The 12019-nt window shown below is 58.7% G+C and carries 15 protein-coding genes; 7 read left to right on the top strand and 8 right to left on the bottom strand.

From position 1 onward, the window contains the following. Nucleotides 1-19 precede the first annotated feature (19 nt). Nucleotides 20-340 carry a thioredoxin gene (trxA, locus tag CFI11_RS00075; protein WP_130401828.1) on the top strand — a complete coding sequence of 107 codons (321 nt, stop codon included), beginning with the start codon at nucleotides 20-22 and terminating at the stop codon, nucleotides 338-340. A gap of 47 nt (nucleotides 341-387) precedes the next feature. Here trxA and CFI11_RS00070 read toward each other — a convergent pair whose 3' ends face one another. Continuing rightward, nucleotides 388-1287 (bottom strand): hypothetical protein, encoded by a 900-nt coding sequence (locus CFI11_RS00070; protein WP_130401826.1) that lies wholly within the window; start codon nucleotides 1285-1287, stop codon nucleotides 388-390. Between the two features lie 97 nt (nucleotides 1288-1384). On the opposite strand from CFI11_RS00070, the gene hslV reads away from it, so the two are divergent. From hslV to CFI11_RS00050, 4 genes are all read left to right on the top strand, one after another. Beyond that, nucleotides 1385-1942, top strand: coding sequence for an ATP-dependent protease subunit HslV (gene hslV / locus CFI11_RS00065; RefSeq protein WP_130401824.1), 558 nt, complete (start codon nucleotides 1385-1387; stop codon nucleotides 1940-1942). Then, complete coding sequence (gene hslU / locus CFI11_RS00060; protein WP_130401822.1) at nucleotides 1939-3246, top strand: ATP-dependent protease ATPase subunit HslU; 1308 nt, start codon at nucleotides 1939-1941, stop codon at nucleotides 3244-3246. The genes hslV and hslU overlap by 4 nt, the downstream gene beginning before the upstream one ends. Nucleotides 3247-3307: 61 nt before the next feature. Beyond that, on the top strand, nucleotides 3308-4414 hold the full coding sequence (locus CFI11_RS00055; protein WP_165390142.1) for an alpha/beta hydrolase: 1107 nt from the start codon (nucleotides 3308-3310) through the stop codon (nucleotides 4412-4414). Nucleotides 4415-4455: 41 nt separating this feature from the next. Further along, nucleotides 4456-5673 (top strand): MFS transporter, encoded by a 1218-nt coding sequence (locus tag CFI11_RS00050; RefSeq protein WP_130401818.1) that lies wholly within the window; start codon nucleotides 4456-4458, stop codon nucleotides 5671-5673. Here the strand turns inward: CFI11_RS00050 and CFI11_RS24875 are convergent. The 3 genes from CFI11_RS24875 to CFI11_RS00035 all read right to left on the bottom strand — a co-directional run bounded on the left by CFI11_RS24875 (nucleotide 5670) and on the right by CFI11_RS00035 (nucleotide 7944). After that, nucleotides 5670-6011, bottom strand: coding sequence for a Smr/MutS family protein (locus CFI11_RS24875; RefSeq protein ID WP_371687459.1), 342 nt, complete (start codon nucleotides 6009-6011; stop codon nucleotides 5670-5672). The two genes, CFI11_RS00050 and CFI11_RS24875, sit on opposite strands and share 4 nt — an antisense overlap. Nucleotides 6012-6247: 236 nt before the next feature. Continuing rightward, entirely contained in the window at nucleotides 6248-7291 is a 1044-nt protein-coding gene (locus tag CFI11_RS00040) for a murein transglycosylase A (RefSeq protein WP_130401814.1), read from the bottom strand. After that, on the bottom strand, nucleotides 7288-7944 hold the full coding sequence (locus CFI11_RS00035; RefSeq protein WP_130401812.1) for a Tim44/TimA family putative adaptor protein: 657 nt from the start codon (nucleotides 7942-7944) through the stop codon (nucleotides 7288-7290). Before CFI11_RS00035 ends, CFI11_RS00040 begins: the two co-directional genes overlap by 4 nt. Before the next feature lie 107 nt (nucleotides 7945-8051). On the opposite strand from CFI11_RS00035, the gene CFI11_RS00030 reads away from it, so the two are divergent. Both CFI11_RS00030 and secB read left to right on the top strand, forming a co-directional pair. Continuing rightward, complete coding sequence (locus CFI11_RS00030; protein ID WP_130401810.1) at nucleotides 8052-8546, top strand: FxsA family protein; 495 nt, start codon at nucleotides 8052-8054, stop codon at nucleotides 8544-8546. A 58-nt stretch (nucleotides 8547-8604) separates the two neighbouring features. Next, a complete protein-coding gene (gene secB, locus CFI11_RS00025) occupies nucleotides 8605-9117 on the top strand; it encodes a protein-export chaperone SecB (protein ID WP_130409883.1) in 513 nt (170 codons plus the stop codon). 11 nt (nucleotides 9118-9128) lie between these two features. On the opposite strand, the gene dnaQ is transcribed toward secB, so the two are convergent. Genes dnaQ through CFI11_RS00005 form a run of 4 tightly spaced genes read right to left on the bottom strand, consistent with a single transcriptional unit; the run spans nucleotide 9129 to nucleotide 11830 of the window. Then, the gene (gene dnaQ / locus CFI11_RS00020; RefSeq protein WP_130401808.1) at nucleotides 9129-9818 is read right to left on the bottom strand and encodes a DNA polymerase III subunit epsilon; all 690 of its coding nucleotides are present in this window, start codon (nucleotides 9816-9818) and stop codon (nucleotides 9129-9131) included. Then, complete coding sequence (gene coaE, locus CFI11_RS00015) at nucleotides 9811-10401, bottom strand: dephospho-CoA kinase (RefSeq protein ID WP_130401806.1); 591 nt, start codon at nucleotides 10399-10401, stop codon at nucleotides 9811-9813. The genes dnaQ and coaE overlap by 8 nt, the downstream gene beginning before the upstream one ends. Then, the gene (locus CFI11_RS00010) at nucleotides 10401-11234 is read right to left on the bottom strand and encodes a shikimate dehydrogenase (protein ID WP_130401804.1); all 834 of its coding nucleotides are present in this window, start codon (nucleotides 11232-11234) and stop codon (nucleotides 10401-10403) included. The genes coaE and CFI11_RS00010 overlap by 1 nt, the downstream gene beginning before the upstream one ends. Continuing rightward, nucleotides 11231-11830 carry a Maf family protein gene (locus CFI11_RS00005; RefSeq protein WP_130401802.1) on the bottom strand — a complete coding sequence of 200 codons (600 nt, stop codon included), beginning with the start codon at nucleotides 11828-11830 and terminating at the stop codon, nucleotides 11231-11233. The genes CFI11_RS00010 and CFI11_RS00005 overlap by 4 nt, the downstream gene beginning before the upstream one ends. Between the last annotated feature and the right edge of the window lie 189 nt (nucleotides 11831-12019).

Raw genomic sequence — 12019 nt, 5'->3', positions numbered from 1 at the left:
GCTCTCAGGAGATCCGATCATGTCCACCGTCGCCGTCACGGACGCTACCTTCGACACCGAAGTCAAAAACTCCGACATCCCCGTATTGGTGGATTTCTGGGCCGAGTGGTGTGGCCCTTGCAAGCAAATCGGCCCAGCGCTTGAAGAGCTGTCGTCGGAATATGAAGGCAAAGTCAAAATTGCCAAGGTCGACGTCGACAGCAATCCGAACGCCGCGGCGGCCATGGGTGTGCGCGGCATCCCGGCGCTTTTCATCTTCAAGAATGGCGAAGTTGTCTCGAACCGGGCAGGTGCTGCGTCCAAAGCGGCCCTTCAAGGCTGGATCGACGAGTCGATCTGAACGTTCAGAAGATCCGAATGAAAAGGGCGCCCTTGGTGGCGCTTTTTTTACATCGGCCAACCCGCTCGCTTCAAACGCATGCGGATCTGATCTTCGGCACCGGCATGCCCCGCGTTGATCGACATCACTTGCCAGAACCAATGCACGTAGCCGGCATAGTCCGGCGCCATTTCGGGGCCGTCGGTCAAGGCTGACCGGATACCCAATTCAGCGACATTCGCCGCGATGTGATGAAAATCGATCCGGGCAAACAAAACCGCCGGTTTTCCAAAGAAATAGCCGGCAAAGGCGGCGCTGGAATTCTGTGTCACGACATAGTCGCAGCCGCTCAGGCACTCTTCCATTCGGCCCGTCGTCACGGTGAGCCTTGGATAACGCTCTGCCAATTGCGACAGTTTTCGCCTTTCGCGGGCCGAGTAAACCTCCTTGGGATGAAGCGTTGCGATCACGGGTCGGGGATCGTGCTCCAAAACCGCCTTCAGCATGTCGATGGGGGCACAGGTTTGAAAGGACCTGTGGCGCAGCAATTTGCCCTGCAGAGGAACATAGACAAATCCGTCCCGAGAGGTGGAACAGGCCAAATCTCCAAAAAGACGGGTCTGCCAGCGCTCATAAAAAGCGTTCGCCTGCGGTCGCTGAACCATGCCCGGATCGAACGATGCCTGCGCCACGGACCAATGCCACCGCTCTGCCACCGGTTCGATGGCCCAAAACGGATAGTAATAAACACGCCGCATCGTCAAAGCGCGGTCATGCGGCGGCGCAACCATGTGGTAGAGCGCGTAGACTTGGGGATCGGGGCGGGCACCCAATGGCGCAAACCGGATGTCAAAACCGCTTTCGCGGCAGATATCGGCAACTTTTCCGATAAAGTTGTGCTGGCCCGCCTCGGCACTCTGACGCAAGCCATCTTCAAGATAAAAACAAAGCGTTGGCGGCCTGGTCATAGTCCGCAGGCTAGGCCGCAGGAGGCAGCGAAACAAGCGCCAGCCTTGCAGCAGGGTGTCCCGCGCGCCATATAGGCCGCCAGGACAGGAGACGGATATGGCGCGAGACGAGTTTCCCGGCTGGCACGGGACGACAATCATTGGCGTGAAGAAAGGCGGCGAAGTTGTAATCGCTGGCGATGGCCAGGTCTCGCTCGGTCAAACGGTGATCAAGGGCACCGCCCGCAAGGTGCGCCGTCTCAGCCCCGGAGGGTTTGATGTGGTGGCCGGTTTTGCCGGATCCACAGCGGATGCCTTTACCCTGCTCGAACGGCTTGAGACCAAACTGGAAGCCACGCCCGGCCAGCTGGCCCGGGCCTCCGTGGAACTGGCCAAGGACTGGCGCACCGACAAGTATCTGCAAAAGCTCGAGGCCATGCTGATCGTGTCGGACGGCGCAGAGCTTTTGGTGATCACCGGCGCGGGTGATGTGCTTGAGCCGGAACACGATGTCACGGCAATCGGATCGGGTGGAAATTACGCGCTGGCCGCCGCAAGGGGCATGATGGACGGTGATCGCAGCGCCGAACAGATCGCCCGTGATGCGATGGCGATTGCGGCCGATATCTGCGTCTACACCAATGGAAATCTGACTGTGGAGACCATCTCGAAATGACCGATCTGACCCCGCGCGAGATCGTCTCGGAACTTGACCGTTTCATCATCGGCCAAAAAGACGCCAAGCGCGCCGTGGCCGTGGCCCTGCGCAACCGCTGGCGGCGCAAGCAACTGAGCGACGAGCTGAGAGATGAGGTCTATCCCAAGAATATCCTGATGATCGGCCCCACCGGCGTCGGCAAAACGGAGATCAGCCGACGGTTGGCCAAACTGGCCCGCGCGCCGTTCATCAAGGTCGAGGCGACCAAGTTCACCGAAGTTGGATATGTGGGCCGGGATGTCGAACAGATCATCCGTGATCTGGTGGACAGCGCAATCGCTATGACGCGGGAATACATGCGGGAGGACGTCAAGGCGAACGCCCACGCCGCCGCCGAAGAGCGTGTGATCGAAGCGATTGCCGGTTCGGACGCGCGGGACGCAACCCGCGAGATGTTCCGCAAGAAACTGAAAGCCGGGGAGTTGGATGACACCGTGATCGAGCTGGACGTCGCTGACACATCCAATCCCATGCCCATGTTTGAGATCCCGGGCCAACCCGGATCCAACATGGGGATGATGAACCTGGGCGAAATGTTCGGAAAGGCTTTTGGCGGCCGAAAGGTGCGGCGCAAGATGACCGTCGCGGAAAGCTATGAGATCCTGATCGGAGAGGAAGCCGACAAGCTTTTGGACGATGAAAGCGTGACCCGCATCGCGTTGGAAGCGGTCGAGCAAAACGGAATTGTCTTCCTGGACGAGATCGACAAGGTCTGCGCGCGCAGCGACGCGCGGGGCGGCGATGTCAGCCGCGAAGGGGTGCAGCGGGATCTGTTGCCCCTGATCGAAGGCACGACCGTCAGCACCAAGCACGGACCCGTCAAAACGGACCACATCCTCTTCATCGCGTCGGGGGCTTTCCACATTGCCAAGCCCTCCGATCTTTTGCCGGAGCTTCAGGGGCGCCTTCCGATCCGCGTCGAGCTGCGCGCCCTCACCGAGGATGATTTCGTCCGAATTCTCACGGACACCGACAATGCCCTGACCTTGCAATATTCCGCCCTTATGGACACCGAAGAGGTAAAGGTGACCTTCACATCCGACGGGATCGCCGCGCTCGCGCGTATTGCTGCCGAGGTCAATCAATCGGTGGAGAATATCGGTGCGCGCAGGCTTTATACCGTCATGGAACGTGTTTTCGAGGAATTGTCGTTTTCCGCGCCGGACCGGGCAGGAGAGACGATCACCGTCGATGATGCCTTTGTCGAAGAGAACCTAGGCGGATTGGCGAAATCCGCAGATGTCAGCCGATACGTCCTCTAGCCTCAACCGGATTGACGCCTTACAAGGTGCAACTAAACCATTTGGTTCAGGGGTTGGTGCAATGCGGTCCGTCTTTGTGTGGTTCTGTATCCTGCTGCTTGCGGGATGCTCGTCGACGGACCGGTTCGCTGCGCCCATTGTCGCGTTTGCACCAACCACCGAACAGCCCCCACGCGAGACCGTCTTTTTCGGAACGACCCGCCTCAAACGCCCCGATGGGACATATGGCTTCGGACGCTCCGGCGCGCTTGAGCTTGGCCGTGTGACCGTGGCGATCCCGCCTTTGCGAGAGCCGGGCAGCGTCAGCAATGGCGGTGCGCAACCCGATCCACGCCGCGACTTCATGCTCACGGAGAAAACGGTTTACTCCGCCGAAAGCAGTTTCCAGACGGATCTGCGTCAACGCCTGCGGGACGCGCCGGCGGATCAGCGAGAGGTCACCGTGTTCGTGCACGGCTTTAACACAAGCTACACCGATGCAATGTTCCGGATGGCGCAGATCCGGCATGATCTGGATATTCCAGGTCAGGCCGTTGTCTATGCCTGGCCCAGCCGCGCGCATCCGCTTGGATATGAATACGACGATGAAAGCGCTCTTTTCGCGCGCGACGGGCTGGAGCAGTTGCTGGAAACGATCACCCGGTCCGGCGCCAGTCGCATCGTGGTCGTGGCCCATTCGATGGGATCTTATCTGGCGATGGAGACGCTGCGGCAGCTTGAAATCGAACGTCCGGGATGGACGGGTCGCCACGTGTCCGGGGTGATCCTGATTTCTCCCGATATCGGCATCGATCTCTTCCGCTCTCAGCTGGCAAGAATGCCCGTCGTACCAGATCCCTTTGTCATTTTCGTCTCGCGTCGGGATATCTTTTTGCGTCTCTCGGCCACACTGACCGGAGAACCGGAACGGCTTGGTAACATCGAAGACGGGTCCTCCATCGCGGATCTGCCGGTTTCTGTCGTCGATGTGTCTGCCTTCTCGGATGGCAACGGAAACCATTTCGTGCCCGCAGCATCGCCCACTCTGATCGCGCTCTTTCGGCAGGCCGATCGTTTGGATCAAACCTTTCTCAGGCGTGAAGGCGGAAGCACGTATAATGTGCTCCATTCCCAGCGTGTCATTGTCAGACGGGCAGGGCAGGTCGTGGTCGAACAATTCGACCGTTAGCGGCGCTTGCTCTTCCGGCGCGGTTTGGGCAAGGCTGCGCCATGCGGTCCGCCCGGTTCATCGCTCAAAATGCTCCCTGGCTTGGGGCCGGGTTCGTTCTGACCTTCTTGTCCAGCTTCGGACAAACCTTCTTCATATCCATTTTCGCAGGTGACATCCGCTCTGCCTTTGGGTTGAGCCACGGGGTTTGGGGCGGGATATACACGCTTGGCACCACCGCATCTGCCATCGCGATGGTATGGGCGGGAACCTTGACCGACAGATATCGGGTGCGCGTGCTTGGGCCCGTGATCCTGTCAGGTCTTGCGGCGGCCTGCCTCTTCATGGCGCTCAACCCTGTGGTTTGGTTGTTGCCGCTGGTCATTTTCATGCTCCGTTTCACCGGGCAAGGCATGACAAGCCAGATTGCGATGGTGGCCATGGCGCGCTGGTTCTCGAAGATCAGGGGCAGGGCCCTGTCTGTCGCGTCCCTCGGGTTCGCGGTGGGCGAAGCAGCCCTTCCGCTTCTTTTCGTCACTTTGATGAGCTTTCTGGACTGGCGCCTTCTTTGGGGTCTCGCAGCCCTGGCGGTTCTTTCCGGGATCCCCGTCCTGCTCAAACTGCTGACAGAGGAGCGAACCCCCCAAAGTATCTCGACGAAAGACGACGCTTTGGGCATGGAAGATCGCCATTGGACACGTCTTGAGGCAGTCCGGCATCCGCTTTTCTGGTTCATGGTGCCGGCACTTTTGGGGCCGGCTGCCTTCAACACCGCGTTTTTCTTCCACCAGGTCCATCTGGCCGAGGTCAAAGGCATCTCTCACGCGGCATTTGTAGCTTTGTTTCCCATCTACACATCGATTGCGGTGCTTACCATGATCGCGTCCGGTTGGGCGATTGACCGGTTCGGAACGGCACGAATGATGCCAATCTACCAATTGCCCATGGTGTTCAGCTTTGCGATCTTCGCTGTTGCCGGAACCATCTGGGGGCTGGTCGCCGGGTTCGTCTGCCTTGCCCTGACCACCGGCGCCAATGGAACGCTGCCCGCGGCATTCTGGGCCGAATTCTACGGAACGGCACATATCGGATCGATCAAGGCCATGGCAGCAGCCGTGATGGTATTCGGGTCGGCCATCGGGCCGGGCATCACCGGCCTTCTGATTGATTTCGGAATTCCGCTCGAAACACAATTCTTCGGGATCGCGGCTTACTTCCTGTTTGTCTGCATGATGGCGACCCTCGGGATTGCCCGTACCAGCATCCCCGCAAGGGTCTAACGTGGTCGCTTGAGGTAAACATAGTAAGCACCAGCCCCGCCGTGACTGATATGCGCTTCGCTGACTTGAAGGACGGCATGCGCAAGCGGCGGCATGGTAAGCCATTGCGGAACCTGGTTTTTTAAAATGCCCCGGGGCGTCGGGATCGGCCCATCATCTGCACCCTTTCGCCCTTTCCCCGTAATCACCAGCACCAGACGTTTGCCAGAGGCCTGGGATGCCAGAATGAACCGGATCAAAGCAGGATGCGCCCGATCCAGTGTCATTCCGTGAAGATCGATACGACCCTCCGGTACCAGTTTTCCGCGCTTCATTTTGCCGAACGCCTTTTGATCCATACGCAGGGGCGCATTCGAGATCCGCTCGGCCAAAGGCGGTTGGAGTTGATGAAGGCGCTTTACCGGCTTTGAGGTCTGACCCAGCTCAAAGGGGTCCAAACCGACGGTGGGCGTCTTTTGCGGCTTGGGTTTTGGCCGCGGCTTAGGCTGCGGATCGCGTTGCGGATGCAAGCGATCTGTCGTCTCCGTCACCTTTTGCCACAACGCCACTTCATCCGGCGTGAGCCGCCGTCTTGTCATAGAGCCGTTTCCGGAAGAAGCGCGTAGGCACGCTGGATCGGAAGAAGCACCAGCATGCGACCGGGATCGCGAAGCTTTCCAGCCGCCTGACCAGCCGCATCCCCCGTCCCAAAGAAGATATCAGCGCGTTGCGCGCCCTTAATCGCCGATCCGGTGTCCTGCGCAATCATCAGGCGGCGCATGGGATTTGCGCCGTCCTTTTCCACCCAGACGGGGGCACCGAGTTTCACGAAAGCCGGATCTACCGCGATACTGCGCAGCGTGGTCACGGACCGGTTCATGGCACCCAACGGGCCTTTATCCGCCGGCACGCGACTGACCTCGCGAAAAAAGACATAAGATGGGTTGTGAAACAGCAGCTCCTCCCCCGCGAGGGGGTTGCGGCGCACCCAGTTGCGGATCACCTGAGCGCTGACCTGATGGGCTTGGTAAACACCGCGCCGGACCAGCTCTACCCCCACGGAACGATAGGGATGACCGTTGGCGCCCCCATACCCGACGCGCAGATAAGATCCATTTTGCAGGCGAATACGGCCCGACCCCTGGATCTGGAGGAAGAACAGTTCGACCGGATCGTCTACCCAGGCAATTTCAAGACCGCGATTGTCCATGATCCCGCTGGTGAGGATCTGCCGCCTGCTTAACCAGGGCGATGCCTCCCGCGCTTCGGACGGCATCTTGTAAAGCGGATAGCGAAATCGGGGGGTGGGGTAGCGTGAGCCATCAAGCTCCGGTTCGAAATACCCGGTAAAAAGCGCGTCTTTCCCGTCTTCGATCAGAACCGGCTTGAAAAAGAGCTCAAAGAAAGCCCGACCGTTTTCCGGTCTCTGGTTCTGGGCCACCGCGCAAAGACTGGACCAGTCCGGATCATCCATGTCGGTGCAGGTGTTCAGAAAGGTATCAAGCGCGGCGTTGTGATCGTCGTCCGACCAGCCATCGAGCTCATCAAAGGACAGGACCTTGTAGGTCGTCTCGGCCCCGGATACTGCGCCAACCATCACGGAGCACGCAACGACCGCCGCCCAAACGGTCCGGATCATGCGTCCGTTGCGACCAGCAACCAGTTGGGATCATCCGTGCCCATCGTCCGCGCGAACGTCCACGTGTCCTTTTGCCGTTTGATCTCGGTGGCACTGCCTTCGATGATATCGCCGCCTCGGTCACGAACGACAGATGTCAGCTCACCCACGAACCGCATGGTGATCTCCGCGCGACTGGTCTCGGGATCGAACTCGGCCGATTGCACGCTGGTTTCGCGGACACCGATGAAATCGGCCTCGATCGTGAGACCCTGATCTTCGCGTGCGGCCACCACATCGACGAAGGTGTCAAAGACATCCTCGGCAAGAAACGGCTGAATATCGTTCAACTCACCCCGTTCAAAGCCCATCACGATCATTTCATACGCGCCACGGGATCCCTGCACGAAATCGCTTACGCCAAAGCTGGGCTCGATCCGTTTCATTGCGGCAAGCGCTTCGGCGGCCTCGCTGTTTTCAGGCACGTAGTCGGTGATATCGCGGTCCGGGCCACCCTCGATCACCTCGAAATCCGGGCGTGACGGTTTCGAGTTGGGGTTCGGAAGTGGTGGTTTTTCAAACCCTTCGCGTGTCCCAAGCACGCTTCTGAGACGAAGGATCAGAAAAACAGCGATACCGGCCAGCACAAGAAGCTGGATCAGGGGCGAATTCATATAAACCTCGTTCAGGCGATGGGCTTTGTATCAAGTGTCTGAGTTTCTTATGTAGGGGACAGGTTTGGGCAAGTCCACCGCCCCGCAGGAAAGAAGGTTGCGCGTTTATGTACCTGTTCTTGGCCTTTCTGGCCGTTCCACTGATCGAGATCGCTCTGTTCATTCAGGTTGGCGGTGCAATTGGCCTTTGGCCGACGCTCGGAATCGTGATCCTGACCGCCATGCTGGGCACCTGGCTGGTCCGCAGTCAGGGATTGATGGCATTGCAGAATTTGCGCCGTTCATTCTCTCATCTGCAGGATCCGACAAGGCCGCTTGCGGACGGGGCGATGATCCTGATCGCGGGCGCACTTTTGCTCACGCCGGGGTTTTTCACGGATGCCGTCGGGTTTGCTTTGTTGATGCCCCCGGTTCGGGAGATCGTATACAATTACTTGCGTGCCCGCATTTCGGTGCAACGCTTTGAAATGGGCCCTGGTCACCCCCGCGCCAGACCGGCCCGTGACGACGTCATCGACGGCAGTTTCGAAGAGGTCGATGCCGAAAGACCCAAGAGCGATCGGCCATCTGGCTGGACAAAGGGCGGTCCTCAGGAGCATTGAGGCAGGCAGAATGACCTGCTAAGCATCGCCAAACGCAGAATTCATGGAGTTTATTGTTATGTCAGAGAACGGCGCGGCTGGCGCGGGCGAAGCCGCGAAGAACCCGCAGCTTCAAATGAAGATTTTGGGTCAGTTCGTGCGCGATTTGTCCTTTGAGAACGTCATGGCGCAAAAGGGCATCTCGGGCGAGGTGCAACCCGACGTGAACGTTCAGGTCAATCTGGACGCCAAAAAGCGGCCCGCGGAAAACCAGTACGAGGTTGCCACCAAACTGACGATCAGCTCGAAAGCGAAAGACGGGGGAGAGCAGCTTTTCCTTCTGGAATTGGATTATGCCGGCATCTTCATGATCACCGGAGTGTCGGACGACCAGTTGCATCCGTTTTTGTTGATCGAATGCCCGCGCATGATGTTTCCCTTCCTGCGCCGCATTGTCAGCGATGTCACGCGCGACGGTGGGTACCCGCCGCTCAACCTGGAAAACATCGACTTTCTGCAGATCTACCGGTCTGAACTCGCACGCCGCCAGGCGGCCCAAGGCGCCGAAGCGCCGGCAAAAGGCGACGCCTAGCTTTTCCAGGATCAGGCGCTTTTCCAGAGCGCCTGATCACCAAGACCTTTCACAAAATTGGCATGTGCATCTGCTTCTTCACGTGTGACACGCGAAGGAAGCGGGGTGGCGCGCGGTGATGGCCGCCAACCTTCGCCGGCCTGATCGGACGAGCCGGACATATGTCCATGGGCCAAGCCGAAATCCGGTTGGCGCCCGCCGATCAGCTCAAGATACACCTCTGCCAGGATCTCGGAATCCAAAAGGGCTCCGTGAAGCGTCCGTGCCGAGTTATCAATGCCGAAGCGCCGGCAAAGCGCATCCAGAGACGCCGGTGAACCCGGAAATTTCTTACGGGCGATTGCAAGCGTGTCGATCGCCTGATCGAACGGCAGCAGCGGCTTACCCATCCATTTGAGTTCCGCGTTCAGAAATTTCATATCGAACGCCGCATTGTGGATGACAAGCTTGGCGTTTCCCACGAAATCCAGAAAGCCCTGGCCGATTTCGGCGAACTTCGGTTTGTCCCTCAGGAAATCATCGCCGAGGCCGTGCACTTCGAACGCTTCTTGCGGCATGGTGCGTTCGGGATTGATGTATTGATGGTAAGTGCGCCCGGTTGCCACATGGTTATAAAGCTCGACGGCGCCGATCTCGACAATGCGGTCGCCGCTTTCCGGTTCGAAACCCGTGGTTTCGGTATCGAGCACGATTTCACGCATGTGTCTCTCTATCCTTGATCTGTTCTACGATGGTGTGCACCTGCGCGCGGGCATGTTCCAGCGTGTCGGTTATGATCACGAAATCGGCCTTCGCCCGTTTTTCAGCGTCCGGCATCTGCTTGGACAATATATGCCGAAACTGATCCTCGGTCATCGTACCACGCTCCAACACCCTCTTGCGCTGTATTTCCGGCCCAACCGAAACACATGCCACGGCATCGAGATGCTTTTCACCACCCTTTTCGAACAAAAGCGGTATGTCGAACACTACGATATCAGCAACGCTTTGTGCCAAGAATTCTGCGCGATCTTCTGCGACCAGGGGATGAACGATCTTTTCGATGCGCGTCAGAGCTGCCGGATCGCGCGATAGAAGGGTCTTGAGCCGTTCGCGCGACACCGAGCCCTCCACGACGGCTTCGGGAAAGGCCGCGCTCATCGCCGCCACGGCGCGGCCGCCTTTCGCATAAAGGCGATGAACTGCGGCGTCGGCATCCCAAATATCGCATCCCTCTTCCTTGAACAGACGCGCTGTCGTGCTTTTGCCCATTCCAATGGACCCGGTCAGCCCCAACTTGAACATTATGAGAGGATCGCTGCGCGGGCAGCATCGTCCACCACCGGGCGCTCGCCGAACCACCGTTCAAAGCCCGGAACAGCCTGGTGCAACAACATGCCCAGACCGTCGACCGTGACGCATCCGGCCTCCTCCGCCGACTTCAGCAGCGTTGTCTTGAGCGGGGCATAGACCAGATCGGTGACAACGGCGTCCTTTTGCAGCCCGTCAAGCGGGACCCGCAGATCCGGCTGACCCTCCATGCCCAGTGATGTTGTGTTGATGACAAGCGCTGCCTCCTCCAGCACATTGCCCGCCTGAACCCAATCGACAACGCGGATACGCTGCCCAAAGTCGGCTTTCAACTTCTCGGCGCGCACGCGTGTGCGGTTGGTCAAAAGCACCTCGCTCACACCTGCATCCGCCAGAGCCGCGACAACAGCCCGCGCGGCACCGCCCGCGCCGAAAACAACCGCTGGCCCGGATTTGGGTGTCCAGTTCGGCGCACCCTGTTTGATGTTCTCGATAAACCCGTACCCATCCGTGTTATCGGCCATGATCTGACCGTCACGCCGGAAAATGAGCGTATTCGCAGCGCCGATCAGCGTGGCCCGGTCCGTGATCATATCGGCCACCGCAAGGATCGTCTCTTTGTGCGGTATCGTGATGTTCACCCCCACAAAGCCCATCCGCGGGAGCATGCGAATGACCTGTTGAAGATCCTCCCGCGCGACATCCATGGGAATGTAATGCCCGCGCAACCCATGGGCCTTAAGCCAATAACCATGCAGCTTGGGCGACTTCGAATGCCCGATAGGAGAGCCGATCACGCCAGCGAGTGGGATCTTGTTTTCGGTCATTTCGGCAAAATACCTCGCAAGGTCAGATAGGCGATCAGTTCCAAAAGCGGCAGGCCCAGAACGGTGAAATAGTCCCCGTTCACGCGGGTGAAAAGTCGCACGCCCTCTTCCTCAAGCTTGTAACCGCCGACTGAAAAGCGAATGCTTTGCCAGTTCCGTATCACATAATCCTTCAGATACGTATCACTGGCATCCCGCATAGACAGATGGACCTGTCCCACATGCCGCCATACGGGCTTGCCCGCCTCATAGATCACGGCAGCGGACAGAAGACTATGCTGCCTGCCGCGCAGAATCTTCAGATGATCCAAAGCTTCGGCTTCCGACACAGGTTTCGACAGGATACCCCCCTCGAACGCGAGCACCTGATCGCAACCAATCACCAAAGCGTCCGGGTTCTTCTCGCTCACCTTGCGGGCCTTTAGCTCGGCGAGCGTGTCCGCAATATCCCGTGGCTTTGCGCCTTCCGCCAGAAGGGCTTCCTTAACACTTTCTTCATCAACACGTGGTTTCTGAGGGGTGAAGGAGATGGCCGCATTTTCAAGCAGCTGGGCCCGGACAGCGGACTCGGAGGCCAGGATGATTTGGATCGACATGTGGATAAGCCAGTGGACGGGATGCGTATCGGAACCTGAATGATTTGTAGGAAAACGCCGCTGCTTTGCAAGTCCTGCAAAGTCGGGCGTTGTCGCTTGTGTTCCCGTGGTTTCATCCTCTTGGGATAGGGATAAGTCTGTTGCTGTGGAAAGCTGTGACGCTGACGATCAGTCCCAGAGTTATCCACT

It is taken from the genome of Thalassococcus sp. S3 (assembly GCF_004216475.1).
GTDB lineage: Bacteria > Pseudomonadota > Alphaproteobacteria > Rhodobacterales > Rhodobacteraceae.
The sequence above is the reverse complement of the archived record's forward strand: the minus strand, read 5'-3'. Positions and strand labels throughout refer to the sequence as shown.

Excerpts from the sequence above, each read along its gene's own strand:
- CFI11_RS00050 (WP_130401818.1), top strand. The coding sequence starts at position 4,456 with ATGCGGTCCGCCCGGTTCATCGCTCAAAATGCTCCCTGGCTTGGGGCC.
- hslU (WP_130401822.1), top strand. The coding sequence starts at position 1,939 with ATGACCGATCTGACCCCGCGCGAGATCGTCTCGGAACTTGACCGTTTC.
- CFI11_RS00070 (WP_130401826.1), bottom strand. The coding sequence starts at position 1,287 with ATGACCAGGCCGCCAACGCTTTGTTTTTATCTTGAAGATGGCTTGCGT.
- CFI11_RS00055 (WP_165390142.1), top strand. The coding sequence starts at position 3,308 with ATGCGGTCCGTCTTTGTGTGGTTCTGTATCCTGCTGCTTGCGGGATGC.
- hslV (WP_130401824.1), top strand. The coding sequence starts at position 1,385 with ATGGCGCGAGACGAGTTTCCCGGCTGGCACGGGACGACAATCATTGGC.
- dnaQ (WP_130401808.1), bottom strand. The coding sequence starts at position 9,818 with ATGCGTGAAATCGTGCTCGATACCGAAACCACGGGTTTCGAACCGGAA.
- CFI11_RS00030 (WP_130401810.1), top strand. The coding sequence starts at position 8,052 with ATGTACCTGTTCTTGGCCTTTCTGGCCGTTCCACTGATCGAGATCGCT.
- coaE (WP_130401806.1), bottom strand. The coding sequence starts at position 10,401 with ATGTTCAAGTTGGGGCTGACCGGGTCCATTGGAATGGGCAAAAGCACG.
- CFI11_RS00010 (WP_130401804.1), bottom strand. The coding sequence starts at position 11,234 with ATGACCGAAAACAAGATCCCACTCGCTGGCGTGATCGGCTCTCCTATC.
- CFI11_RS00005 (WP_130401802.1), bottom strand. The coding sequence starts at position 11,830 with ATGTCGATCCAAATCATCCTGGCCTCCGAGTCCGCTGTCCGGGCCCAG.
- trxA (WP_130401828.1), top strand. The coding sequence starts at position 20 with ATGTCCACCGTCGCCGTCACGGACGCTACCTTCGACACCGAAGTCAAA.
- CFI11_RS00035 (WP_130401812.1), bottom strand. The coding sequence starts at position 7,944 with ATGAATTCGCCCCTGATCCAGCTTCTTGTGCTGGCCGGTATCGCTGTT.
- CFI11_RS00040 (WP_130401814.1), bottom strand. The coding sequence starts at position 7,291 with ATGATCCGGACCGTTTGGGCGGCGGTCGTTGCGTGCTCCGTGATGGTT.
- CFI11_RS24875 (WP_371687459.1), bottom strand. The coding sequence starts at position 6,011 with ATGGATCAAAAGGCGTTCGGCAAAATGAAGCGCGGAAAACTGGTACCG.
- secB (WP_130409883.1), top strand. The coding sequence starts at position 8,605 with ATGTCAGAGAACGGCGCGGCTGGCGCGGGCGAAGCCGCGAAGAACCCG.